21 protein-coding genes are annotated in these 23494 nt (G+C 71.6%); 12 read left to right on the forward strand and 9 right to left on the reverse strand.

The window, feature by feature from the left end; all coding sequences use genetic code 11:
• The first annotated feature begins 9 nt into the window (after nucleotides 1–9).
• The 4 genes from AB0G28_RS23365 (at nucleotide 10) to AB0G28_RS23380 (ending at nucleotide 3701) form a co-directional block, all read left to right on the forward strand.
• The gene (locus tag AB0G28_RS23365) at nucleotides 10–987 is read left to right on the forward strand and encodes an ATP-binding cassette domain-containing protein (protein WP_361092479.1); all 978 of its coding nucleotides are present in this window, start codon (nucleotides 10–12) and stop codon (nucleotides 985–987) included.
• Nucleotides 977–1741 carry an ABC transporter permease gene (locus tag AB0G28_RS23370; RefSeq protein WP_361092482.1) on the forward strand — a complete coding sequence of 255 codons (765 nt, stop codon included), beginning with the start codon at nucleotides 977–979 and terminating at the stop codon, nucleotides 1739–1741. Before AB0G28_RS23365 ends, AB0G28_RS23370 begins: the two co-directional genes overlap by 11 nt.
• A gap of 78 nt (nucleotides 1742–1819) precedes the next feature.
• Nucleotides 1820–2434 (forward strand): GH25 family lysozyme, encoded by a 615-nt coding sequence (locus AB0G28_RS23375; RefSeq protein ID WP_361092485.1) that lies wholly within the window; start codon nucleotides 1820–1822, stop codon nucleotides 2432–2434.
• A 19-nt stretch (nucleotides 2435–2453) separates the two neighbouring features.
• Nucleotides 2454–3701, forward strand: a complete 1248-nt coding sequence (locus tag AB0G28_RS23380; RefSeq protein WP_361092488.1) for an aminodeoxychorismate synthase component I — start codon at nucleotides 2454–2456, stop codon at nucleotides 3699–3701.
• On the opposite strand, the gene AB0G28_RS23385 is transcribed toward AB0G28_RS23380, so the two are convergent.
• Nucleotides 3678–4634 carry a zinc-binding dehydrogenase gene (locus AB0G28_RS23385; protein ID WP_361092491.1) on the reverse strand — a complete coding sequence of 319 codons (957 nt, stop codon included), beginning with the start codon at nucleotides 4632–4634 and terminating at the stop codon, nucleotides 3678–3680. The genes AB0G28_RS23380 and AB0G28_RS23385 overlap by 24 nt on opposite strands.
• 42 nt (nucleotides 4635–4676) lie before the next feature.
• On the opposite strand from AB0G28_RS23385, the gene AB0G28_RS23390 reads away from it, so the two are divergent.
• Nucleotides 4677–5210 (forward strand): QsdR family transcriptional regulator, encoded by a 534-nt coding sequence (locus AB0G28_RS23390; RefSeq protein ID WP_361092493.1) that lies wholly within the window; start codon nucleotides 4677–4679, stop codon nucleotides 5208–5210.
• On the opposite strand, the gene rsmI is transcribed toward AB0G28_RS23390, so the two are convergent.
• Nucleotides 5203–6039, reverse strand: a complete 837-nt coding sequence (rsmI, locus tag AB0G28_RS23395) for a 16S rRNA (cytidine(1402)-2'-O)-methyltransferase (RefSeq protein WP_361092496.1) — start codon at nucleotides 6037–6039, stop codon at nucleotides 5203–5205. The two genes, AB0G28_RS23390 and rsmI, sit on opposite strands and share 8 nt — an antisense overlap.
• Nucleotides 6040–6107: 68 nt before the next feature.
• Here rsmI and AB0G28_RS23400 point away from each other — a divergent pair, with 68 nt between their 5' ends.
• The gene (locus AB0G28_RS23400; protein WP_361092498.1) at nucleotides 6108–7676 is read left to right on the forward strand and encodes a phospholipid carrier-dependent glycosyltransferase; all 1569 of its coding nucleotides are present in this window, start codon (nucleotides 6108–6110) and stop codon (nucleotides 7674–7676) included.
• A gap of 110 nt (nucleotides 7677–7786) precedes the next feature.
• Here the strand turns inward: AB0G28_RS23400 and AB0G28_RS23405 are convergent, their stop codons facing one another.
• On the reverse strand, nucleotides 7787–8500 hold the full coding sequence (locus tag AB0G28_RS23405) for a helix-turn-helix transcriptional regulator (protein WP_361092779.1): 714 nt from the start codon (nucleotides 8498–8500) through the stop codon (nucleotides 7787–7789).
• Nucleotides 8501–8582: 82 nt separating this feature from the next.
• On the opposite strand from AB0G28_RS23405, the gene AB0G28_RS23410 reads away from it, so the two are divergent.
• On the forward strand, nucleotides 8583–9158 hold the full coding sequence (locus AB0G28_RS23410; protein WP_361092500.1) for a methyltransferase domain-containing protein: 576 nt from the start codon (nucleotides 8583–8585) through the stop codon (nucleotides 9156–9158).
• Here AB0G28_RS23410 and AB0G28_RS23415 read toward each other — a convergent pair.
• On the reverse strand, nucleotides 9149–10897 hold the full coding sequence (locus AB0G28_RS23415; protein WP_361092502.1) for a serine/threonine-protein kinase: 1749 nt from the start codon (nucleotides 10895–10897) through the stop codon (nucleotides 9149–9151). The two genes, AB0G28_RS23410 and AB0G28_RS23415, sit on opposite strands and share 10 nt — an antisense overlap.
• Before the next feature lie 185 nt (nucleotides 10898–11082).
• Here AB0G28_RS23415 and AB0G28_RS23420 point away from each other — a divergent pair, with 185 nt between their 5' ends.
• Nucleotides 11083–12957 (forward strand): propionyl-CoA synthetase, encoded by a 1875-nt coding sequence (locus AB0G28_RS23420; RefSeq protein ID WP_361092781.1) that lies wholly within the window; start codon nucleotides 11083–11085, stop codon nucleotides 12955–12957.
• Nucleotides 12958–13100: 143 nt separating this feature from the next.
• Nucleotides 13101–14666 (forward strand): beta-N-acetylhexosaminidase, encoded by a 1566-nt coding sequence (locus tag AB0G28_RS23425; protein WP_361092505.1) that lies wholly within the window; start codon nucleotides 13101–13103, stop codon nucleotides 14664–14666.
• Between the two features lie 21 nt (nucleotides 14667–14687).
• Here the strand turns inward: AB0G28_RS23425 and AB0G28_RS23430 are convergent, their stop codons facing one another.
• Together AB0G28_RS23430 and AB0G28_RS23435 are read right to left on the reverse strand one after the other, a co-directional pair.
• Nucleotides 14688–15371, reverse strand: coding sequence for an MOSC domain-containing protein (locus tag AB0G28_RS23430; protein ID WP_361092508.1), 684 nt, complete (start codon nucleotides 15369–15371; stop codon nucleotides 14688–14690).
• 26 nt (nucleotides 15372–15397) lie between these two features.
• Nucleotides 15398–16312, reverse strand: coding sequence for a LysR family transcriptional regulator (locus tag AB0G28_RS23435; RefSeq protein ID WP_361092511.1), 915 nt, complete (start codon nucleotides 16310–16312; stop codon nucleotides 15398–15400).
• Nucleotides 16313–16417: 105 nt separating this feature from the next.
• Here AB0G28_RS23435 and AB0G28_RS23440 point away from each other — a divergent pair, with 105 nt between their 5' ends.
• Both AB0G28_RS23440 and AB0G28_RS23445 read left to right on the forward strand, forming a co-directional pair.
• Nucleotides 16418–17788 carry a M20 family metallopeptidase gene (locus AB0G28_RS23440; protein ID WP_361092514.1) on the forward strand — a complete coding sequence of 457 codons (1371 nt, stop codon included), beginning with the start codon at nucleotides 16418–16420 and terminating at the stop codon, nucleotides 17786–17788.
• Nucleotides 17785–19041 (forward strand): MFS transporter, encoded by a 1257-nt coding sequence (locus AB0G28_RS23445; RefSeq protein WP_361092517.1) that lies wholly within the window; start codon nucleotides 17785–17787, stop codon nucleotides 19039–19041. Before AB0G28_RS23440 ends, AB0G28_RS23445 begins: the two co-directional genes overlap by 4 nt.
• Here AB0G28_RS23445 and AB0G28_RS23450 read toward each other — a convergent pair.
• Together AB0G28_RS23450 and adh are read right to left on the reverse strand one after the other, a co-directional pair.
• Complete coding sequence (locus AB0G28_RS23450) at nucleotides 19034–19402, reverse strand: DUF779 domain-containing protein (RefSeq protein ID WP_361092520.1); 369 nt, start codon at nucleotides 19400–19402, stop codon at nucleotides 19034–19036. The two genes, AB0G28_RS23445 and AB0G28_RS23450, sit on opposite strands and share 8 nt — an antisense overlap.
• The gene (adh, locus tag AB0G28_RS23455; RefSeq protein ID WP_361092523.1) at nucleotides 19402–20925 is read right to left on the reverse strand and encodes an aldehyde dehydrogenase; all 1524 of its coding nucleotides are present in this window, start codon (nucleotides 20923–20925) and stop codon (nucleotides 19402–19404) included. Before adh ends, AB0G28_RS23450 begins: the two co-directional genes overlap by 1 nt.
• A 77-nt stretch (nucleotides 20926–21002) precedes the next feature.
• Here adh and AB0G28_RS23460 point away from each other — a divergent pair, with 77 nt between their 5' ends.
• Entirely contained in the window at nucleotides 21003–22502 is a 1500-nt protein-coding gene (locus tag AB0G28_RS23460; protein ID WP_361092526.1) for a GAF domain-containing protein, read from the forward strand.
• A gap of 4 nt (nucleotides 22503–22506) precedes the next feature.
• On the opposite strand, the gene AB0G28_RS23465 is transcribed toward AB0G28_RS23460, so the two are convergent.
• Nucleotides 22507–23481: an NAD(P)H-dependent oxidoreductase gene (locus AB0G28_RS23465; protein ID WP_361092529.1), complete on the reverse strand. Its 975-nt coding sequence runs from the start codon at nucleotides 23479–23481 to the stop codon at nucleotides 22507–22509.
• Nucleotides 23482–23494 lie beyond the last annotated feature (13 nt).

Raw genomic sequence — 23494 nt, forward strand, 5'->3', positions numbered from 1 at the left:
GGGGTTCTCATGATCACGGCACGCGGTCTCGAGCGGCGGTTCCGCCGCAAGGGCCGCACTGGGGGCGAAGTCCACGCGGTGAAGGGCGTCGACCTCGACGTCGAAGCGGGCGAACTGGTCGGTTTCCTCGGGCCCAACGGCGCCGGGAAGACGACCACGCTCCGCATGCTGACCACGCTGCTGAAGCCGACCGCGGGCACCGCGACCGTCGGCGGCTGCGACCTGCTGGCCGACCCGCTGGGCGTGCGCAAGCGCATCGGCTACGTCGCCCAGGGCGGCGGCAGCGCGCCCGAAAGCAAGGTCGCCGACGAGCTGGAGCTGCAGGGACGGCTCTACCGGATGAGCAAGGCCGACGCGATCGCGCGCGGCGCGGAGCTCGCCGAGCAGCTCGACCTGACCGGCCTGGACCAGCGGCCGACCAAGACGCTCTCGGGCGGCCAGCGACGGCGGCTCGACATCGCGCTCGGGCTGATCCACTCGCCGGGGCTGGTGTTCCTCGACGAGCCGTCGACCGGGCTCGACCCGCAGAGCCGCGCCAACCTGTGGGACCACATCCGCCGGCTGCGCGCCGAGCAGGGCCTCACGGTCTTCCTCACCACCCACTACCTCGACGAGGCGGACGCGCTGTCGGACCGGCTGATCGTGATCGACGACGGCCGGATCGTCGCCGAGGGCACGCCGGACGCGCTGAAGGCGCGCGTCAACGGCGACCGCGTCGAGGTCGGCGTCGAGCCGGAGCAGGCCACGGACGCCGCCGAGATCGCGGGACGGCTCGCGGGGGCGCGGGAGCTGTCCGTCGACGGCGGCGAGGTCCGGTTCCGGGTGCCGCGCGGTGACGTCGCGCTGCCGGAGCTGCTGCGCGCGCTCGACGGGAAGAACATCGCGATGCTGTCGGTCCAGGTGCACCGGCCGACGCTCGACGACGTTTTCCTCACCCTGACCGGACGTTCGCTGCGGGAAGCGGAGGAGGGCACCCGTGCTGCGTGACACCTGGCTGATCTTCCGCCGCGACATGGCCGCGGCACTGCGCAACCCGACCTGGGTGCTGATCGGGCTCATGCAGCCGCTGCTGTACCTGTTCCTGTTCGGACCGCTGATGGTCAAGGCGATGCAGGGGCAGGGCCTGTCCGAAGTGGACGGCTGGATGCTGCTGACGCCGGCGCTGATCGCCCAGCTGGCGCTGTTCGGCAGCTCGTTCGTCGGCTTCGGGCTGCTGGCCGAGTTCCGCTCCGGCGTCGTCGAGCGGTTCCGGGTGACGCCGGTCAGCCGCACCGCGCTACTGCTGGGCAAGGTGCTGGCCAACGCCCTGCAGGCCGTGGTGCAGGCGTTGCTGATCATCGCGCTGGCGTACCTCGTGTTCGACCTCGACGCGCCGCCCGGCGGCGTGCTGCTGTGCCTGGTCATCGTGTTCCTGCTGGCGGTGTCACTGGCATCGTGTTCCTACGCGCTGGCGCTGACGCTGAAGAGCGAGGAGACATTCCCGGCCCTGCTCAACGCGGTGCTCATGCCGCTGCTGCTGCTTTCGGGAATCCTCCTGCCGATCACGGCCGGGGTCGCGCCGAAGTGGCTCTACACGGTTTCCCAGATCAACCCGTTCCGCCACGTCGTGGACGTCGAGCGGAACTCGTTCCGCGGCGACTTCACGATGGACGCGTTGTTCACCGGCGGTGTCGTGGTGCTGGTGATGGCGGTGTTGTCGGTGTGGTGGGGAACACGAACGTTCCACCGCGAAAACGCCTGATCAACCGCGAGTTTGTCACTGCGGGTCCGCCTCCGGCGACGTATGGTGTGCTCTCCACCGACGCGCCGGGGGCGGACCGTGACAGAGCCGGAGAGTGAGCTCGGCATTTCGCTGTCGCACCGCGAGCGCGTGGCCGACTGGCAGGCCGTGCGCGCCGCGCAGACCCGGTTCGTGTCCGTGACCATCAGCGAGAACGTCAACTGGACCAGCTCGGCCGCGGAACATTCGCTGCTCGGCGCGCAGGAGGCCGGGCTGCACGTCGGCGGCCGGCACTACGCGCGGCCCGGCGCGGTCCACGACCAGGCCGAGTTCTTCGTGCGGACGGCGAGCCGGCTCGGCGCGTTCGCCCCCGGATCGCTGGCGCCGACGCTGGAAGTGGCGGCGCCGAGCGTCGACGACCGGTTCATCAAGGCGTGGATCAAGCACGTCCGGCACGCGGCGCGCATCGAGCGGGTGCTGGTCTACGCCGACCACGACTGCTGGGCCCACCGGCTGCACCCGGACCGCTGGGCCGACAGCGAGGTCGTGCTGTGGCTGGCCCGGCACAACGGCATCCCCGGGCGGCCGGGCTGGTTCCACTCGCGGCTCGGCGTGCACCAGCACGCCTTCGCGCCGGACGTGCCGGGCATCGACGGGCCGGTCGAGCAGAACGCCGTCGTGTACCCGTTCACATTGGGCGACTTGCTGCTCTGACGTGTGGTGATATGTCGCCATGCGCGTGACGAGCAGGCCACTCCGGACGGACGTGACGCCGTCGCGCGCGCTTTCGGTGCTGGCCGCGCACGCGGCTTCTCGTGGCCTGCCGCCGCCCGCGATGCTCTCGGGTGACTGGTTCGGGTCGCAGGCCGTCATCGCCCCGTCGCTCACCGTGTCGCCGCGGGGTTTTCCCGCCGCCGCGGAGGTCGACGGCCCGCCCGGCGTGATCGGAGGCGGCTGGTTCGGCTACCTGTCCTACGACCTGGCGGATCCTTCGCGCCGGACGGGATCGCTGCCCGCGGCCGCGTGGGGCTGGGCGGACCACGTGCTGCGGTGGTCCGCTTCCGGGGAGTGCCACCTGGAGTCCCTGGACGGCGGCGGCCCGTCGGTGTCCACAATGGAGTCGTTGCTGACCTCTCCGTCACCCTCGCCGGCGTGGACGGCCGGGCCGCTGCGGCGTCCGCTGCCCTCGGAGCACCGGGATGCGGTCAAGGCGTGCGTGCACGCGATCGAGGCCGGGGAGCTGTTCCAGGCCAACATCTGCAGCCGGTTCACCGGCTCGTTCGCGGGCTCGCCCGCGGCCTTGTTCGCTTCCGGCGTGTCGTCCTTGGCGCCGCGCCGGGCGGCCTTCCTGTCCGGCTCGTGGGGCTCGGTGGTTTCCTTCTCGCCGGAGCTGTTCCTGGCCCGCCACGGGCGTTCCGTGCGCTCGACACCGATCAAGGGCACCCTCCCCCGGCGCGGCCCCGCCGACGACGGGAACGCGCGGCTGCTGCGTCAGTCCACAAAGGACGTGGCGGAGAACGTGATGATCACCGACCTGGTGCGCAACGACCTGGGCCGGGTGTGCGAAGTGGGGTCGGTGACGGTGCCGTCGCTGCTGCGGGTCCGGCCGGCGCCGGGAGTCTGGCACCTGGATTCCACGGTGACGGGCGTTCTGCGCCCCGCGGTCTCGGACGCCGAACTGCTCGACGCGACGTTCCCGCCGGGGTCGGTGACGGGCGCGCCCAAGATCCGCGCGCTGGACCTGATCGCGACGCTGGAGCCGTGCGGCCGCGGTGTCTACACCGGCGCGATCGGCCTGCTGTCCCCGGTGGCGGGGCTGGAGCTGAACGTCGCGATCCGGACGTTCGAGATCGCCGCCGGCTCGATCGCCCTCGGCGTCGGCGGCGGCATCACGGCGGATTCGGACCCGGAGGCGGAGTGGCAGGAGTGCCTCCACAAGGCGGCACCCCTGGAACGCCTACTTGCCGGGGTCGAGCAGTAGCTTGCCGACGGTCTTGCGGGAACGCAGGGCCTCGTGCGCGCCGCGCGCGTCCGACAGCGGGAACTCGCCGCCCGGGATCGCCTTCAGCTTGCCGGCCAGGACCAGGTCGAACAGCTCGTTCAGCGCCGTCGCGAAGACGTTGCCGGGCACGCGGAAGATGTGCGGCAGCCACATGCCGCTGATCGTGGTGCTGTGGCCGAGCAGGTTGCGCAGCTCGACCGGCTTCGGGTTCTCGCGCCCGGCCATGCCGTAGAAGGCCAGCCGCCCGAACGGGGCGAGCGCGGCGATGCTCTGGTCGGTCGTCGTCCCGCCGACCATGTCGAGCACGACGTCGACCCGGCGGCCGTCGTTCGCCTCGATGAGGGCGGCGGTCATGTCCCCGGCGCGGGAGTCGATGGCGACGTCGGCCCCGAGCTCGAGGGCGAGCGCGCGCTTCTCGTCGCTGCTGGCGGTGGCGATCACGCGGCCGGCGCCCCACGCCTTGGCGAGCTGCACGGCGACGGTTCCGACCCCACCGGCGGCGGCGTGCACGACGACGGACTCGCCCGCGGCGAGGTGGGCGTTCTTCTTGAGCAGGATCCACGCGGTCGTGCCCTGGACCAGCATGGACAGCGCGGTGAGGTCGTCGATGCCGTCGGGCACGGGGAAGGTGGTGACCGCCGGGGCGACGGCCTTCTCGGCGTACCCGCCACCGCCGTTGAGCAGCGCGACGACGCGCTTGCCGTCGTGGGTCCCCACGACCTCCCCGCCGGGAACGAGCGGCAGCTTGCTCGGCGCGAGGTAGGAGTTCTCGGCCTGGTGGGTGTCGGCGTAGTTGACGCCGATCCGCTCGACGTCGACGAGGACCTCGCCGGGGCCGGCCACCGGATCGGGCAGCTCGACGGGGGTGAGCACCTCGGGTCCGCCGAACTCGGTCACCTGCACTGCGCGCATGTCGCGTTCCCTCTCCGTCGTGGTTGTGAGACATTCTGACATATGTCTCACGAGTTCGAACTGGCCCGCGACTGGTTCCTGGCCGGCCGCCGGGTGGACATGGGCGAACTGGCGCAGGCACTGTCGATCAGCCGGGCGACCCTGCACCGCCGGGTCGGCTCCCGAGACCGCCTGCTCGGGGAGATCCTGTGGTCGCTGTCGTCGGCGTCGATCACGCGGCTGTGGCCGTCGTGCGTCGGCCGGGGCGCGGCCGGGATCGCCGACTTCGTGAGCGGGTACGTCCGGATCGCGAACGACTCACCGCCGTTCCGCGACTTCCTGCGCCGGGAGCCCGAGCGAGCGTTGCGGCTGCTGACGACCCGCGCAAGCGTTTGCCAGAAGCGGACCACGGAGAAGCTGGCGGCGCTGCTGTCGGGCGAGGTCTCGGCCGGGCGGCTGGATCCGCCGTTGCCGGTGCCGGACCTGGCCTACCTGCTGGTGCGGATCGGCGAGTCGTTCGTGTACACGGACGTGATCACGGGAGACGCGCCGGACGCCTCGAAGGCGCACGCGGCGGTCACGGCGCTGCTCACTTGACCCGCGACGCCAGCACGGCGTCGTAAAGCTCCTTTTTGGACACACCGGCCGCCTCGGCGACCTCCGCCGCCGCGGCCTTGAGCCGCTCGCCGGACGCCACTCGGGCCGAGACCTCTTCCACCAGGTCGGCCACCGAAACCGAGCGCGGCACCGCTCCGGAGAGGACCACCGTGATCTCCCCGCGGACGCCCTCCGAAGCCCACTCCGCGAGCGACGACAGCGTCCCCCGCTTCACCTCTTCGTACGTCTTGGTCAGCTCCCGGCACACCGCGGCCCGTCGGTCACCGCCCAGCACGGACACCGCGTCCGCCAGCAGCGACCCCAGCCGGTGCGGGGACTCGAAGAACACCGCCGTCCGCGGCTCGTCGCGCAACGACGAAAGCCACTTGGACCGCTCGCCCGGCTTGCGCGGCGCGAAGCCCTCGAAACAGAAGCGGTCACACGGCAAACCGGACAACGCGAGCGCCGTCGTCACCGCGGACGGGCCCGGCAGGCACGTCACCGGCAGATCTTCCTCGACGCACGCCGCCACCAGGCGGAAGCCCGGGTCGGACACGCTGGGCATGCCGGCGTCCGTCACCAGCACCACCGTCTCGCCCCCGCGCAACGCCTCGAGCAGCCCGGGCAAGCGCGCCGTCTCGACGTCCTCGTAGAAGCTCACCACCCGGCCGCGCGGGGTCACCTCCAGCGCGGACGCCAGCGAGCGCAGCCGCCGCGTGTCCTCGGCCGCGATGACGTCGGCTTCCGCCAAGGCCGAAGCCAGCCGCGGCGAGGCGTCGCGGACGTCGCCGAGCGGGGTGGCAGCGAGGATGAGACGGCCCTGGGTCACCCGGCCAGCCTAGGCTGATCAGCGGATCCGGACGACGGACGCCCCGGCCCGCCCGTAGGATCGCCCCCGTGACCGCCGTGCTGACCCGTCCCGACGACGAAAGCGTCCGGCCGGACCCGGCCGAAGCGCTCCGGCCGCCCACCGATCGCGAGCTGACGCTGCTCGGCCGCGGCATGCCGGCCGACCGGCTGCGCGGGTGGGTCGTCACGATCGTGCTGACCGTCATCGGCGGCATCGTCCGCCTGCAGAACCTCGGCGTCCCGACCGACAAGGGCAGCCCGGTCTTCGACGAGAAGCACTACGTGCCGCAGGCCTGGCAGGTGCTGCGCAACGGCGGTTACGAGGACAACTACGGCTACGAACTGGTCGTCCACCCGCCGCTGGCGAAGCAGCTGATCGCGATCGGCGAATGGCTGTTCGGCTACAACGGCTGGGGCTGGCGGATCATGCCCGCGCTGGCCGGCACGCTGATGGTGCTGCTGGTCGTCCGCATCGCCCGCCGGCTCACCCGCTCGACGCTGCTCGGCGGCATCGCCGGCATCCTGGTGATCAGCGACGGCGTGCTGCACCTGCAGTCGCGCATGGGCATGCTCGACATCTTCATCGCGCTGTTCGTGCTCGCCGCGTTCGCCTGCCTGCTCGTCGACCGCGACCAGGTGCGCGAGCGGCTCGCGACGGCGGTCCGCGAGGGCTGGGTCAACGAGTCCGTGTGGGGCCCCAAGCTCGGGTTCCGCTGGTGGCGGTTCGCGACCGGGCTGATGATCGGGCTCACCTTCGGCGTCAAGTGGTCGGCGCTGTACTACATCGTCGCGTTCGGCCTGCTCTGCGTCGGCTTCGACGTCGCGGCGCGGCGCGCGGCCGGCGTCGAGCGGCCCTGGCTGGGCACGATCCGCCGTGACGTGCTGCCCGCGCTGTGGGCGATCCTGGTCATCCCGTTCCTGATGTACCTCGCCGCGTACTGGGCGTGGTTCGCCAGCGAAACGGCGACCGACCGGCACTACACCGAGATCAAGGACATCGCGCCCGGCTTCTGGTCGTGGATGCCGCCGGCGCTGCGCTCGCTCGGCGACTACACGGCGAACGTCCTGCACTTCCACGAAACGCTGCTGACACCCAAGGACAGCCCGCACCCGTGGGAGTCGAAGCCGTGGACGTGGCCGATGGGCCTGCGCCCGATGCTGTACAGCTACGACGGCGAGGTCACCGGCTGCGGCGAGGCCCGCTGCATCAGCGCGACGATGCTGATCGGCACGCCGGCGATGTGGTGGCTGGCGATCCCGATGCTCGGCTGGGCGGCGTGGCGCTCGATCTTCCGCGCGGACTGGCGCTACGCGGCGGTGCTGGTGGGCTACCTGGGCGGGTACGTCTTCTGGTTCACGAACATCGACCGCCAGATGTACTTCTTCTACGCGACCCCGCTGGCGGCGTTCCTGGTCCTCGGGCTGACGTTGTGCCTGGGCCAGATCCTGGGCAGCGCCCGCCGCGGCTTCGAGCGACGCGGGACGGGCCTGCTGGTGGTGTCGCTGTACGTCGGCCTGGTGGTGGCGAACTTCGCCTGGCTGTGGCCGATCCTGAACGGCGTCGCGATCACCAGCGGCCACTGGGAAGCCGAACGCTGGCTCCCCTCCTGGCGGTGAGCCCGGCGTAAAGCGCCCCAATGTGGCATTGGGTGCGTTGAACGCACCCAATGTGGCGTTCGGTGCGTTGAACGCACCCAACGCCACATTGGGGTGTTGGGGACGGTGGGTCAGCCGGCGAAGTACGTGCCCGGCGTCATCCCGACAGCGCGCCGGAAGGCCGCGACGAACGCGCTCGCGGAGCTGTAGCCCACCCGGTGGGCCACCGTCTCCAACGGCGTGCCCTGGGCCAGGAACGGCAGTGCCGCCCGCAGCCGCACCTGGGTGCGCCACGTCCCGAACGGCATCCGGCACTCGCGGACGAAGATCCGTGCCAACGTCCGTTCCCCGGCGCCGACGTCGCGGCCGAACTCGGCCAGGCCGCGCGGGTCCGCCGGGTTCGCCAGCAACGCCGCTTCCACGTCCCTGGCCCGCGGGTCCACCGGCGAGGGCACCACGATCGGCACCACGTCCAGGGGTTCCAGCAGGTCGAACGCCACGGCTTCGGCGCGCAGCCGGGCCGCCCGTGCGACGCCGTCGCCGGTCAGGTACTCCAGCAGCTCGCGCAGCAGCGGGCGGACGACGACCATCCGCGGCGTGGGCCACGACACCGGGGACAACTCCGGATGGGCGTAGATGCCCCGCAGAGCCGCCCGGCCGAGCGCGCCCGTGCGGTGCCGGACGCCGGCCGGCATCCAAAGGGCTCGCGTCGGGGGCAGCACCCACGCCGCGTCGCCCGACTTGACGGCGACGACCCCGCTCGCCGACCACACCAGCTGGTGCACCGGGTGCTCGTGCCACGGGAACCAGGTGCCGGCGGGCAGGTCGAACGCGCCGAGCAGCATGGCACCGTATTGGCCGTTTGGCGACATCGGTTGGCAGCGTATCGGCTACCGGTCACGCACGCGCGGAAATAGCGTCGACGTCATGCCGATGAACCTCATCCACCGGAAGTTCTGCAGCTCCGAGAAGTGGGCGTCGATGGTCGCCGGGGTACTGCCAGGCTGGCTCGCGAAGCACGATCTGGGGGACGACGTCCTCGAGATCGGTCCCGGCTTCGGCGCCACCACGAAGGTGCTGCTCGACGTCGTCCCGAAGCTGACGGTCCTGGAAATCGACCCCGCCTCGACCGAGCTGCTGCGGGCGAAGTTCGGCGGCCACGCCGACGTCCACGAGGGCAGCGGCGCCGAAATGCCGTTCGGGGAAAACCGCTTCTCCGCGGTGGTCTGCTTCACGATGCTGCACCACGTCCCGACCGCCGAACTGCAGGACGCGATCTTCGCCGAGGCCGCCCGCGTGCTCCGGCCGGGCGGCCGGTTCTGCGGCACCGACAGCCAGCTCAGCTTCGGCTTCCGGCTGCTGCACATCGGCGACACGATGAACGTGGTCGACGCCGACGGCCTCCCGGCGCGGCTCGAGAAGGCCGGCTTCGAGCACGTCAAAGTGAAGGCACGACCGAAGCAACTGGTCGACTTCGAAGCCGTCAAGCCCGGTCAGCGGTGAGGCTGGCGCGGCACCACCCGGGTCACCGGGCCGTCCGGGGACTTGCCCGCCCGCGACAGCCAGCCCTCGACCTCACGCCGTACCGCGTTCAACGTCGGACGGCGGCGCGGCTCGGGGTCCAGGGACGCCGCCAGGAGCCGGGCGTGCGCGCTGCGCTGGGGCAGCCGGGTCACCGGTTCGGCGCGGGCCGCGGCCATCAGCGCGGCCATCGGCGTCTCGCGGGTGCCGCGCGGCGGCTGGCCGGACAGCGCGTAGCTGATCGTCGCCGCCAGCTGCCACGCGTCGGACGCCGGTGACGCCACCGCGCCCATCGCCTGCTCCGGGGCGACGAAGTCGGGCGTGCCGATCATCATCCCGGTGGCCGTCATCTTGGAGTCGCCCTGGCTGCGGGCGATGCCGAAGTCGATCAGGTGGGCCAGGCCGCTCGGGTCCAGCACGATGTTCGACGGCTTGATGTCGCGGTGCAGGACGCCCTTCTCGTGCGCCGCGGCGAGCGCGCCCGCCATCGTCGCCCACAGCCGGCCCGCGGCGATGTCGTCGAGCGGGCCCTGCCCGTCGACCAGCTCGGCCAGCGGGCGGCCTTCCAGGTACTCCATCACCAGCGCGAGCCCGTCCGGCTCCTCGACCAGGTCGTACACCTTCACGCAGTTCGGGTGGCTGACCACGGCGAGCGCGCGGGCCTCGCGCTGCATGCGCTCGGCGGTGTCGCGGTCCGGCGCGTGCGCGATCTTCAGCGCGACCGTGCGGTTGAGCTGGGTGTCGACGGCCTGCCACACGGTGCCGAAACCGCCCGCGCCGAGCTGCTTCATCCGCCGGTAGCGGCTGCCGCCGGCGTTGCGCGAGCCGGGCGGCGCCGGGATCGGGCCGGGTGCCGCGGCGAGGGCGCCGGCCATCGGCGGCTCGGGCGCGGAGGCCAGTGCGGTCTTCGGGTACGGCTTGTTGATCGGCGGGGGCGGCGGTGGTGGCGGGGTCGGGCGCGGCTGGACCTGCGACTGAGGCGGCCGGTGCGGCTCGGGTTCACGGCGCGGCGGCTCGTCCGACCGGTCCGACCGGTTGATCACCGACCACGGCGGCGGGCCGACCATCGCGACCGGCATCAGGCCCAGCACGCTGACCGGCAGGAAACCCAGCCAGAAGTGCAGCGCGGTGTTGGCCTCCATGCCGACGCTGAACACGAGCAGCAGGGCGAACGGGATCCAGAAGAACCGCGACGGCCACTTGGGGCCGCGGCGGAAGGCCGTGCGGCCCTGCAGCATCACGAAGAACAGCGAGCCCGCGCCGAGGACGATGAACGCCAGCAGGTAGACGAAGAACGGGATCTCCTTCCCGCTCTGCGAGGACAGCACGTCGAAGACGGTCTGGCCGCCGCCCAGGTACTCCGTCTGCTTGCCCACCCAGCAGCCGCCGCCGCTGTTGAGCGTGCTCAGTTCCGTCGGGCTCAGGCCGGTCTTCGCGCCCGAGAACGCCGCCTGGTAGACGCCCGACACGCCGTTCGCCAGCAGCCACGGCAGGATCAGCGCGCTGAACAGGCCGATCGCGCCGAACACCGACAGCGTCGTGGCGTCGTAGCGGTTGCCGGTGCCCTTCCGGATGATCGACACGACGACCGCGCCGATCGGCGGGATCAGCGCGACGAGCGCGCCGGCCGCACTCGTGGCCCACACCCAGTCGCCGGGGCAGAAACCCGGGCCGAACAAGGTATGGGCTAGCGAGAGCAACGCGCTCGCGAGTCCGTTCACCGCCGGGCTCCCCTCACTGTGCGTGTTCACATCGTGGTCGTAACGCCGCTTTTGCCTGCGGTCCAGCTTAGGACGCTCCCGGCCGCCGTGAGGTTGCCGGGTCTTCCCCGCCCGGAATCCGGCACGGCCGCCGCTCCCGCGCCATGATGGGCATCGGCGGGACGTTCGACGCGAAGGAGCGGGTCATGGGCGCGTACTCCGAAGCCTACCGGCGAAGCCTGGCCGAGCCGGACGCGTTCTGGCTGGCCGCGGCCGGGTCGATCAGCTGGACGAAGCCGCCGGAGCGGGCCCTCGACGACTCGAACCCGCCCTTCTTCCGGTGGTTCCCGGACGCCGAGCTGAACACGTCGTACAACGCCCTGGACCGGCACGTCGAGGCCGGTCGCGGCGACCAGGCCGCGCTGATCTGGGACTCTCCCGTGACCGGACGGCAACGCACCTACACCTACGAGGAACTGCGCGACACGGTCGCGCGTTTCGCCGGTGCGCTCAGCTCGCTGGGGGTCACGAAGGGTGACCGGGTGATCGTCTACCTGCCGATGGTGCCGGAGGCGGCGATCGCGATGCTGGCCTGCGCGCGGATCGGCGCCGTGCACTCGGTCGTCTTCGGCGGGTTCGCGCCCAAGGAGCTGGCCGCGCGGATCGAGGACGCGAAACCCAAGGTGATCCTCGCGGCGTCCTGCGGCATCGAGCCGAAGCGGGTGGTCGAGTACCAGCCGATCATCGAAGCCGCGCTCGGGATGACCGGGCACCAGCCGGACCACGTCGTCGTGCTGCAGCGCGAGCAGGCCCCGGCCGTGCTTACCGGGCGCGACCTCGACTGGCGCGAGCTCGCGGCCGGCGCCGACCCCGCCGATCCCGTGCCGGTGGCGGCGACCGACCCGCTGTACATCCTCTACACGTCGGGGACGACCGGAAAGCCGAAGGGCGTCGTGCGGGACACCGGCGGCCACGCCGTCGCGCTCGCCTACTCGATGGAGGCGGTCTACGACGTCCACGCCGGCGACGTCTGGTGGACGGCGTCCGACGTCGGCTGGGTCGTCGGGCACTCCTACATCGTCTACGCGCCGCTGCTGGTGGGGGCGACCTCGGTGATGTACGAAGGCAAGCCCGTCGGAACCCCCGACGCGGGCGCGTTCTGGCGGGTCATCGCCGAGCACGGCGTCCAGGCGCTGTTCACCGCGCCGACCGCGCTGCGGGCCATCAAGAAGGTCGACCCGGACGCCCGCGAGCTGGAGAAGTACGACCTCAAGGCGTTCCGGACGCTGTTCATGGCCGGCGAGCGGCTCGACCCGGAGACCTACCACTGGGCGCACGAGCACCTCGGCACGCCGGTGATCGACCACTGGTGGCAGACCGAGACCGGCTGGCCGATCGCCGCCAACCCCCGCGGCCTCGAGCCGATGGCCGTCAAGGCCGGGTCCGCGACCAAGCCCGTCCCCGGCTGGGACGTCCGGATCCTCGACCAGGCCGGCGACGAGCTGCCGGCCGGACGCGAAGGCGCCATCACGGTGAAGCTGCCGCTGCCGCCGGGATCGCTGCCGACGTTGTGGGGCGACGACGACCGGTACCGCGAGGCCTACCTCTCCCGCTACGAGGGCCACTACCTGACCGGCGACTCGGGTTACTTCGACGAAGACGGCTACCTGTTCGTCATGGGGCGGACCGACGACGTCATCAACGTCGCCGGGCACCGGCTGTCCACCGGGTCGATGGAGGCGGTGCTGGCCGCGCACCCGGCGGTCGCCGAGTGCGCGGTGATCGGCGTCGCCGACCAGCTCAAGGGCCAGCTGCCGCGCGGGTTCGTGGTGCTGAAGGCGGGCGCGGACATCGCCGCGGAGCAGCTGCGCGACGAGCTGGTGGCCATGGTGCGCCGGGACATCGGCCCGGTCGCCGCGTTCCGTGATGTGTCCATTGTGGACGCGCTGCCGAAGACGCGGTCCGGCAAGATCCTGCGCAAGACGATGCGTGCGATCGCCGACGGCCGCGACGAGCCCGTGCCCTCCACGATCGAGGACCCGGGCGTCCTGGACGCGCTCCGCTCGGCCCTGCGCGGCTGAAAGTCCGTGAAGGCCCCCTTACCGGCTCTTATGGCCGGGAAGGAGGCCTTCACGGACTTGGGCGCTCCCCTTCGTAAGGGACTGTTCCAAATGGCGGGGTTGGTCTGTACCTTTGGGAGGAGTCCCCGACCGGAGGTGCCCTGATGCGCTTGTCCAGAGCCGTTGTGACCGCGGCCGTCGTGAGTCTCACCGCCGTCGGCCTGCCCGCGTCGGCCGGGGCGGCGCCAGCCGCGCCGGAACGCAGTGTGACCGATGTCGTCCCGGCGCCGGTGTCGGCGAAGGCCGACCCGAAGGGCGGCTTCCGGCTCACGCCGGCCACCGTGATCAGCGCCGGCCGCGGTGCCGGCCAGGTCGCGGACTACCTGCGCGGCCTGCTGCGCCCGGCCACCGGCTACCCGCTGCCGGTCGTGCCCCACGCGGCCGGCCTGCCCGCGATCTCGCTCGAACTGGGCCACGACCCGCGGATCGGCACCGAGGGTTACCAGCTGAAGGTCGCGCGCGACGGCGTCACGCTGAAGGCCAACACCGCGGACGGGCTCTTCGAAGGCGTGCAGTCGCTGCGGCAGCTGCTGCCGTCGGCGATCGAGGCCAAGCGCGTGCAGCACCGGACGTGGACCGTCGCGGGCGGCACGATCCTCGACTACCCGCGCTTCGCCGAGCGCGGCGCGATGCTCGACGTCGCCCGGCACTTCTTCCGCCCCGACCAGGTGAAGCTGTACATCGATCAGATCGCCCAGTACAAGGTCAACACGCTGCACCTGCACCTGGCCGACGACCAGGGCTGGCGCATCGAGATCAAGAGCTGGCCGAAGCTGGCGACGGTCGGCGGCAAGACCGCCGTCGACGGCGACCCGGGCGGCTACTACACGCAGGCGCAGTACCGGGAAATCGTCGCGTACGCGGCTTCGCGGCACATCACGGTGATCCCGGAGATCGACATGCCGGGCCACACGAACGCGGCGCAGTCGACCTACGCCGAGCTGAACTGCGACGGCAAGGCCGTCCCGCCGCGGACCGACACCGAGGTCGGCTACAGCTCGCTGTGCATCTCCTCGCCGATCACCTACAAGTTCGTCGACGACGTCGTGCGCGAGCTGGCGGCCCTCACCCCCGGCCCGTACCTGCACATCGGCGGCGACGAGGCGCACGCGACGCCGCCCGCGGACTACCTGACCTTCGAGCGGAAGGTGCAGCCGATCGTCGCCAAGTACGGCAAGAAGATCACCGGCTGGCACGAAATCGCGAAGACGAACCCGCCCTCGTCCGCGGTCCCGCAGTACTGGGACTTCGGCGGCGACAACCCGGACGTCGCGGCGGCAGCGGCGCGCGGCAACAAGATCCTCATGTCGCCGGCGAACTACGCGTACCTCGACATGAAGTACAACCCGCAGACGCCGCTCGGCCAGGACTGGGCCGCGCTGATCGAGGTCAAGGACGGCTACAGCTGGGACCCGGCAACACTGGTCACCGGCGTCGGCGAGAACCAGGTCGCGGGCGTCGAAGCGCCGCTGTGGACCGAGACGATCCGGACCAGTGACGACATCGAGTACATGGCGTTCCCGCGGCTGCCGGGGATCGCCGAGATCGGCTGGTCGCCCAAGGCGTCGCACGACTGGGACGCCTACCGCGCCCGCCTCGCGAAGCAGAGCCCGCGCTGGGTGCTGCAGGGGATCGACTTCTACCGCTCCCCGCAGGTCGACTGGAAGTAACCCCGGGTACGGGCCCGGCCGTCAACCGGCGAGCCGGGCCCGCCACCGGTCCACAGTGGACTGGACACCGTCGCGATAGGACGCCGAAAGCGCCTTCGTGGCCAGGATCCGCTCCGCCAGGGCGAGGGCCGCGTCGAGGTGCTCGGCGGGCAGCCGCCCGAAGTTCGTGAACGCGACCAGGTGCACCTCCTCGACGGTCGGCGCGTCGGCCCGTTCCACCAGCTCGATCGCGCCCGACGTCGGCACCGTGCCGGGCCGCAGCACCCGCAGGTACCAGCCGCTGCGCGCGGAGTCGATCATCGCCGGGCCGACGTCCTTGCGGCCGGTCTTCATCGCCAGCTTGAAACACGGCTGCCGCGGCTGCGAGACCTGCACCAGCGCGTCACCCCAGGCCCAGACGTCGCCGATCCGCACGCCGGCTTCCGTCGCGCCGGTCACGGAGACGTTCTCGCCGAACCCGCCGGGCTCGACGTCGAAGCCGTCCGCGGCCCAGGCCGGGTAGTGCTCGGCGGGGTAGACGTAGACGGCCTTGTCGACACCGCCGTGCACCTTCAGGTCCGCCTGCCGGTCGCCGTCGAGGTTCAGCTCGGTCAGCGCCAGCTCCGGCGCGGTCACGCGCGCCTTCGTGATCGCGCTCAGCACCGGCCGCTCGCGGCGGTACCCCAGCACGCTCGGTTCTCCCACGTAGACACCCGCCAGCTCCATCCCTCGAAGCTAACACGCCGGTCCCGTCATTTTTCCGGCTTCGCGGGCCGGACCAGCGAGACGAGCAACGCCGTGAAGCGCGTCACCGTCAGCGAAAGCGCCCGGCCGGCCATCGTCTGCACCTGCGCTTCCCGCTGGCGGAAGGCGGGATCGTCGAGGTGGACATAGGCGACGCCCTCCGCGGCGGCGTCCCCGTCGACGTCCCCGAGCCCGCCGACCAGCGAGACCCCGCCCCCTTGGCGGACGAACTCGTAGAGCGGCGCGAGCTCGTCGCACTCCAGCACCCGCCGGACGGCGAGGTTGCCGATCCGGGCGGCGATGTCGAACAGCTCGCGCAGGCTCTGGCCGGTGGTCGGCACCGCGACCGGGTACGCGCACAGCTCGGCCAGGCTCACCCGGTCGCGGCCGGCCAGCTCGTGCCCGACCGGCACGATCGCGTACACCGGCACGACGACGGCGCTTTCCACGCGCACGCCGTGCAGCGGACCGGTCGCGTAGGTGACGGCGACGTCCGCCTCGCCGTCGAGCACGCGCCGCGTCGCCTCGTCGCGCCGGACGACGTCGACGTGGAACGCCACCTCGGGGTGGTCATGCCGGAACTGCGCGATCGCGCGCGGCACGACCCGCCAGGCGAAGCCTTCCGAACAAGCCACGGTGATCGAGCGGGCCTGCAGCCCGCGTCCGGTGCGCAGCTCGCCGAGCAGCGCCGCCGACTCCGCCTCGCTGCGGCGGACGTGGTCGAGCAGCAGGTTCCCGGCGTCGGTCGGGATCATGCCGCGCGGGTGCCGGACGAACAGCGGCACGCCGATCGCGGCTTCGAGCTTGGTGATCTGGCGACTGATCGCCGACGGCGCCACCGTCAGCGCGACGGCGGCCTCGGACACCGAACCGGTGCGGGCGACCTCGAGGAAGTAGGTCAGTCCCGTGGGCAGCAGGCGCATCGATCCTCCCGGTTTGCCTTCATGAGAACGCACGGCGGCCAAAACGGCAATGGTCACTCACCCGGCACCGCCTTACGCTTTCCCGAACACGACCCGGGAGGCCCCGTGATCCCTGCCGAACTGATCGCGAAAGCACAGGCCGAAGTCGATTCCGGCGCGTTCTTCGCCGAACTCGCCACACTCGTGCGATACCCGACGGTGAGCGATGCTCCCGAAGGCCGCGTTGCCATCAAGGCATACCTGGACGAAGTCCTCACGCCTCGGCTCGAGGCGCTCGGTTGCGCGGTCGAGACGTACCCCAACCCGGACCCGGCGGGCGGCCCGTTCCTGGTCGGCACCCGCGTGGAGTCGCCCGAGCTGCCGACGCTGCTCTGCTACGGCCACGCCGACGTCGTCGGGGAGGCCGGGCCGTGGAGCGAAGGCCGGGATCCATGGACGCTGACCGCGGAGGGCGACCGCTGGTACGGCCGCGGCACCGCCGACAACAAGGGCCAGCACCTGGTCAACCTCACGGCGTTGCGCCTGCTGCTGGCCGAAAAGGGATCGCTGGGCTTCAACCTGAAGTTCCTGTTCGAGACGGGCGAGGAGATCGGCTCACCGGGCCTGACCGAGTTCGCCGAAGCGCACCGGGATCTGCTGCGCGCCGACGTCCTCATCGCCTCCGACGGTCCACGCCTCGACGCGGCGACGCCGACGTTGTTCCTCGGCGCGCGCGGCAGCGTCCGGATCGCCCTCGACGTCGACCTGCGCCCGGACGCGTACCACTCCGGGAACTGGGGCGGCATCCTGCGCAACCCGGCGACGACGCTGGCCGCGGCCATCGCGAGCCTGGTCGACGGCCACGGCCGCATCCAGGTCCCCGAACTGCTCCCGCCGGAACTGCCGGACACCGTCCGCGCGACGCTCGAAGGCGTCGTCGTCGCGAACACGCCGGGCGATCCGGTACCGGACGAGGGCTGGGGCGACCCGCGGCTGACCGCCGCCGAACGGCTCTACGGCTGGAACACCCTCGAGGTCCTCTCCCTCGGCGCGGCGGACGTCGACCGCCCGGTCAACGCGATCCCCGGCCGCGCCCGCGCGGTGCTGCAGCTGCGATACGTCGTGGGCACCGACGTCGACGGGATCGCCGAGGCGATCACGAAACACCTTGCCGCACAAGGGCTACCGATGGTCGAAGTGACGGTCGACGGCAACTTCCGGGCCAGCCGTACTCCGGTCGACGACCCGTGGGCCGGCTGGGCGAAGTCCACATTGGACGAAGTCGCCGGGAAGCCGGCCGTGCTCCTGCCGAACTTCGGCGGCGGCCTGCCCAACCACGTCTTCACCGACGTCCTCGGGCTGCCGACGCTGTGGCTGCCGCACTCCTACCCCGGCTGCCTGCAGCACGCGCCGGACGAGCACCTGCTCGCGTCCGTCGCCCGCGAAGGCGTCGTGCTCGCGACGGCACTCTTCCACGCCCTCGGAGAGCGTCGATGACCGAGACGCAGATCCGGCCCCGCGTCACCGACCGGCGCGCGATCGCCGCGGCGACCATCGGCAACGCGCTCGAGTGGTTCGACCTCATCGCGTACACGGCCATGGCGGCCTACATCGGCAAGACGTTCTTCCCCGGCGGCAACGCCGCTGTCCAGCTGGTGCAGGCGTACGCCGTCTTCGGGATCACCTTCCTGATCCGCCCGCTCGGCGGCCTCGTGCTAGGCGCGTACGCGGACCGGCACGGGCGTAAGAAGGCCCTCGTCCTGACGATCCGGCTGATGGTGCTCGGCACCCTCCTGCTGGTGCTCCTGCCCGGCTACGCCCAGATCGGGATCCTGGCGCCGCTCGGCGTGATCGTCGCGCGACTGGTCCAGGGGTTCGCCGCGGGCGGCGAGTTCGGGGCCGCGACGTCGTTCCTGATCGAACAGGACAACCGGCGCAAGGGCTTCCTCGGCAGCTTCCAGTTCGCGAGCCAGGGCCTTTCGACACTGCTGTCGGCCGGGTTCGCGGCCGGGCTGACCGCGGTGCTGAGCGACGACGCGATGACGTCGTGGGGCTGGCGGGTCCCGTTCGCCTTCGGGCTGCTCATCGGCCCGATCGGCTGGTACATCCGCCGGCACGTCGACGAATCGCCCGCCACCCCCGCGGACAAGGCGCCGGTCCGGGAGCTGTTCCGCCACCACTGGGGCGGCTTGCTGATCGCCGGCGGCGCGCTGGTCGTGTCGACGTCGCTGAACTTCATCCTTCAGTCGCTGCCCGCCTTCGCGATCAAGAGCCTCGGCATCAACCCCTCGCTTTCGTTCGTGGCGCTGCTGATCACCGGCGTCGTGCTCACCCTCGGCACCCCGGTGGCGGGCCTGCTCGCCGACCGCCACGGCCGGATCCGGCTCATGGCCGGCTCCGCCGTGCTGATCGGCATGAGCGCGGTGCCGCTCTACGTCTGGGTCACGAAGGCGCCGTCGTTCCTGACGTTGACGATCGCGATGGCGATCCTGGGGGTGCTGAAGGCCGCGTACTTCGGTGCCCTGCCGTCGGTGATGGCCGACGCGTTCCCGCCGCACACCCGGGCGACCGGGCTCTCGTTCGGCTACAACGCGACGGTCGGCATCTTCGGCGGCTTCACCCCGACGGTCGCGGCGACCCTGATCGCCACGACCGGGTCGCCGGTCTCGCCGGGGTACTACCTCGTGCTGACGGCGTGCCTGAGCGTCGCCGCCCTGGTCGTCGCCCACCGCCGACGGGGAATCAACTGAGGGCGGCCGACTCTTCGCCGGTGAGCAGGCGGGAGCGGATCAGGAAGCGCACGCCTTCCGGCGCCTCCAAGGAGAATCCGCTCCCGCGGCCGGGGACGACGTCGATCGTCAGGTGCGTGTGCTTCCAGTACTCGAACTGCGGCCCGGACATCCAGACCGGCACGTCGTCGATGCCGTCGACCACCAGGGAGCCGAGCCGCACGTCCGAAGCGCCGACCCGGAATTCGCCTGCCGGGTAGCACATCGGGGCACTCCCGTCGCAGCAGCCGCCGGACTGGTGGAACATCACCGGCCCGTGACTCGACACCAGCCGCCGCAGCAGGTCCGCGGCGGCCGGCGTCAGGTCCACCCGCGACGTCATCAGAAGAACCCGAGCGCCTGGTCCGAATAGGACACGAGCATGTTCTTCGTCTGCTGGTAGTGGTCCAGCATCATCTTGTGCGTCTCGCGGCCGATGCCGGACGCCTTGTAGCCGCCGAAGGCCGCGTGCGCCGGGTAGGCGTGGTAGTTGTTCACCCACACGCGGCCCGCCTGGATGTCGCGGCCGGCGCGGTAGGCGACGTTGCCGTCCCGCGACCAGACCCCGGCGCCGAGGCCGTACAGCGTGTCGTTGGCGATCTTCAGCGCGTCGGCGTAGTCGTCGAACTTCGTCACCGACACCACCGGGCCGAAGATCTCCTCCTGGAAGATCCGCATCTTGTTGTCGCCGGCGAACACCGTCGGCTCGACGTAGTAGCCGCCGGACAGCTCGCCGCCGAGGTCGCTGCGCGAGCCGCCGGTGAGGATCTCCGCACCCTCCTGCTTGCCGATGTCGATGTAGGACAGGATCTTCTCGAGCTGGTCGTTGGAGGCCTGCGCGCCGATCATCGTCTCGGTGTCGAGCGGGTTGCCCTGCTTGATCTTCCGCACCCGCGAAACGGCGTCGCCGAGGAACTTGTCGTAGATGCCGGACTGGATCAGCGCCCGCGACGGGCAGGTGCACACCTCGCCCTGGTTCAGCGCGAAGAGCGTGAAACCCTCCAGCGCCTTGTCGTAGAAGGAGTCGTTCCGCGCGGCGACGTCGTCGAAGAAGATGTTCGGGCTCTTGCCGCCGAGCTCGACCGTCACCGGGATGATGTTCTCGCTGGCGTACTGCAGGATCAGCCGCCCGGTGGTCGTCTCGCCGGTGAACGCGATCTTGCGCACCCGGTTGCTCGACGCCAGCGGCTTGCCCGCCTCGACGCCGAAGCCGTTGACGATGTTGACCACGCCCGGCGGGATGAGGTCGCCGATGATCGACATCAGCAGGTGGATCGACGCCGGGGTCTGCTCGGCCGGCTTGAGCACGACGGCGTTGCCGGCGGCCAGCGCCGGGGCGAGCTTCCAGACCGCCATCAGGATCGGGAAGTTCCACGGGATGATCTGGCCGACCACGCCGAGCGGCTCGTGGAAGTGGTAGGCGACGGTGTCCTGGTCGATCTGGGAGATGCCGCCCTCCTGGGCGCGCAGGGCGCCGGCGAAGTAGCGGAAGTGGTCGATGGCGAGGGGGATGTCGGCGGCGAGGGTCTCGCGGACCGGCTTGCCGTTCTCCCAGGACTCGGCGACCGCGATCTTCTCGAGGTTCTGCTCCATCCGGTCGGCGATCTTGAGGAGGACGTTCGCGCGTTCCTCGATGGACGTCCGCCCCCACGCCGGCGCCGCGCCGTGTGCCGCGTCGAGCGCCTTCTCGACGTCCTCGGCGTCGCCGCGGGCGATCTCGGTGAACGTCTTCCCGGTGACCGGCGTGGGGTTCTCGAAGTACCGGCCGCTCGACGGCGGCACGTACTCGCCGCCGATGTAGTGGTCGTAGCGCGGTGCGTAGCCGACGACGCTGCCTTCGGTGTTCGGTGCGGCGTACTGGACCATCTTCCCTGCCTCGTTGCTCGGAGTGACGGGTTGGGACGAAGGTAGGTCCGGCAACGTTGCACGCGCGTTGCACCGCGATGAGCGGGCTATCTACGCTGGTGGACGTGGCAGAGTCGCCCGAACCCGAGCTGCTGCGCGACCCCGAGTCGTACGCGCGGTTACTGGAGCACGTCCGCGAGGCCGTGCTCCAGGGCGTTCCCGGGCCCCGGCTGCCACGCTCCGTGGTGTCCGACTCGTGGAGCCGTTCGCTCGCCGCCAGCGTCGACCCCGACGACGGCGAGGCCCCGTTCGTCTACGCGTCGGACGACCTCACGTCACTGCGCGAGACCCACCCGCTGGCGCCGGTGCTGCCGGTGCTGCGGCAGATGCTGGTGAGCATCGCCGACGACGCCGAGCACCTGATGATCGTGACCGACGCGGACGGCCTGATCCTGTGGCGGGAGGGCGCGGCGGGCCAGCTGCTGCGCGGCGACCGCGTGGGCCTCACCGAGGGCACGCGCTGGAGCGAAGCCGCGATCGGCACGAACGCCATGGGCACGGCGCTGGCCACCGGCGAACCGGTGCAGATCTACTCGGCCGAGCACCTGGTCCGGCGCTACCACACGTGGACGTGCGCGGCGGCGCCCGTGCGCGACCCCGAGACCGGCGTGCTGCTCGGGTCGATCGACGTCAGCGGGCCGCTGCGCACGGTCCACCCGGCGATGCTCGCGCTGGTCACGGCGACCGCGCAGCTCGCGGAGGGGCAGCTGCGGGCCCGGCTGGCGGTCCGCGACGAGCGCCTGCGCCGGGTCAACATGCCGCACCTGGAGGCCCTGCGCGGCCGCCCCGGCGCGCTGCTCTCGCCGGCCGGCCGGGTCCTGGCCGCCCAGTCGTGCCCGCTTCCGTCCACAGTGGACGTCCGTCGGGCCGGCGGGACGATCGCGCTGCCGGACGGCCGCCTCGCCACGGTGGAACCCCTGTCCGAGGGCTACCTGCTCCGGCTGTCGTCCGCACCGGGGACCCACCGCGCCCGGCTGAGCCTCGAGTACCTGTCCGACGGCGCCCATTCGACCACTGTGGACGGTCGCGAAGTGCCGTTGACGTTGCGGCACGCGGAAATCCTGACCTTGCTGACCCTGCACCCGAGCGGCCTCTCGGCCGAGCGGCTGGCGTTGCAGCTCTACGGCGAGACCGGCAACCCGGTGACGGTCCGCGCGGAGATCCACCGGCTGCGCTCCCAGCTGGGCGCGTCGGTGGTGCAGACGCGCCCGTACCGGCTGGCCGCCGACGTCGACGCGGACTTCCTCCGGGCCCGGCGGGATCTGCGCACCGGCTCGCCGGCCGCGGTCCTGCGCGCCTTCCGCGGCCCGCTGCTCCCGGAGTCCGAAGCCCCGGCGATCCGCGAGGAACGCGAGACGCTGACGGCCCAGGTGCGCCAGGTCGCGCTGAACAGCGCCGACCCGGCGGTGCTGTGGTCGTTCTGGGAGACCGACTGCGGGACGGACGACCTCGCGGTGCTGGACGCGCTCCTGGCCACCCTCCCGGCGGCCGACCCGCGACGGGCCGCCGTGACGGCCCACCGCGGCCGGCTCACCTGAGCCCTCAGGGTTCGAGGTCGGCCACGCCCCGGCCGGTCACCATGTCGAACGGCACGGAAGCCTGGTCGTGGACGATCACCCACCCGGCCCCGGTCTTCCGGAAGACGAAGGTGGCCCGCACCCACATCCCGGCCACGGCCTCCCCGGTCGGCAGCGTGCCGCTGACCCGCCCGAAGCCGTGCCCGACGGCCAGGCCGGCGCCCACCGTGACGGTCAGGTCCCGCAGCTCGTAGTCCACCTTCTCGAAGATGGTGAACACCTTCGCCCAGTTCTTCAGCTTCGCGTCGACCCCGACGTGCTGCAGCGGCGGTTCGACGTCGAAGGACACGACGTCCGGCGCGTAGACCCCGCGCAGTGCCTCGAGATCCTTGGCCCGGAGCGCTTCGACGACCTCGTCGAGCCGGCCCCTGACCGCGGCTTCGGCGTCCCCGCCCCGCAGCGGCGCCAGCGCCGTGCTCCAGGCGACGACGTGGTCGAGCAGCATGTCCAGCGCGGCGAGCTGGTGGTCACCCGGCTTGAAGACCGTGCGGCTCTCGAACTCCGTCGCCAAGGGCAGCGTGACCTGCGGAGCCACGTCGGCGATCTGCAGCGCTCCGCAGACCAGCCGCAGCTGCTCGACCGAGCGGGCGCCACCCACGCCGCCGTACGAGACGAACCCGGCCGCCTTGGTGTTCCATTCGACGTGCACGTGGTCCATGGCGTTCTTGAGCACGCCGGGAACGGAGTGGTTGTACTCCGGCGTGACGAACACGAACCCGTCACGGGCGGCGACGGTCGCGGCCCAGGCCCGGGTGCGCTCGTCCTCGTACCGGCCCGAGAAGCCCGGTGGCTCCTCGAGGTGCGGCAGCGGGTGGTCGCGCAGGTCGATCAGCCGGAACTCGGCGTCACCCCGCCGCGCCGCCCGCTCGTGGACCCAGCGGGCCACCTGGTCCCCGACGCGGCCGGGACGGGTGCTGCCGAGCACGATTCCGATCTTCATCTTCGTTCTCCCC

The organism is Amycolatopsis sp. NPDC021455 (assembly GCF_040640995.1).
Lineage (GTDB): Bacteria > Actinomycetota > Actinomycetes > Mycobacteriales > Pseudonocardiaceae > Amycolatopsis.

Coding starts and splice junctions, on each gene's coding strand:
- AB0G28_RS23365 (WP_361092479.1), top strand. CDS start 10: ATGATCACGGCACGCGGTCTCGAGCGGCGGTTCCGCCGCAAGGGCCGC.
- AB0G28_RS23380 (WP_361092488.1), top strand. CDS start 2,454: ATGCGCGTGACGAGCAGGCCACTCCGGACGGACGTGACGCCGTCGCGC.
- AB0G28_RS23385 (WP_361092491.1), bottom strand. CDS start 4,634: ATGCGCGCAGTGCAGGTGACCGAGTTCGGCGGACCCGAGGTGCTCACC.
- AB0G28_RS23390 (WP_361092493.1), top strand. CDS start 4,677: ATGTCTCACGAGTTCGAACTGGCCCGCGACTGGTTCCTGGCCGGCCGC.
- AB0G28_RS23405 (WP_361092779.1), bottom strand. CDS start 8,500: ATGCTGCTCGGCGCGTTCGACCTGCCCGCCGGCACCTGGTTCCCGTGG.
- AB0G28_RS23410 (WP_361092500.1), top strand. CDS start 8,583: ATGCCGATGAACCTCATCCACCGGAAGTTCTGCAGCTCCGAGAAGTGG.
- AB0G28_RS23420 (WP_361092781.1), top strand. CDS start 11,083: ATGGGCGCGTACTCCGAAGCCTACCGGCGAAGCCTGGCCGAGCCGGAC.
- AB0G28_RS23425 (WP_361092505.1), top strand. CDS start 13,101: ATGCGCTTGTCCAGAGCCGTTGTGACCGCGGCCGTCGTGAGTCTCACC.
- AB0G28_RS23430 (WP_361092508.1), bottom strand. CDS start 15,371: ATGGAGCTGGCGGGTGTCTACGTGGGAGAACCGAGCGTGCTGGGGTAC.
- AB0G28_RS23435 (WP_361092511.1), bottom strand. CDS start 16,312: ATGCGCCTGCTGCCCACGGGACTGACCTACTTCCTCGAGGTCGCCCGC.
- AB0G28_RS23445 (WP_361092517.1), top strand. CDS start 17,785: ATGACCGAGACGCAGATCCGGCCCCGCGTCACCGACCGGCGCGCGATC.
- AB0G28_RS23450 (WP_361092520.1), bottom strand. CDS start 19,402: ATGACGTCGCGGGTGGACCTGACGCCGGCCGCCGCGGACCTGCTGCGG.
- adh (WP_361092523.1), bottom strand. CDS start 20,925: ATGGTCCAGTACGCCGCACCGAACACCGAAGGCAGCGTCGTCGGCTAC.
- AB0G28_RS23460 (WP_361092526.1), top strand. CDS start 21,003: ATGAGCGGGCTATCTACGCTGGTGGACGTGGCAGAGTCGCCCGAACCC.
- AB0G28_RS23465 (WP_361092529.1), bottom strand. CDS start 23,481: ATGAAGATCGGAATCGTGCTCGGCAGCACCCGTCCCGGCCGCGTCGGG.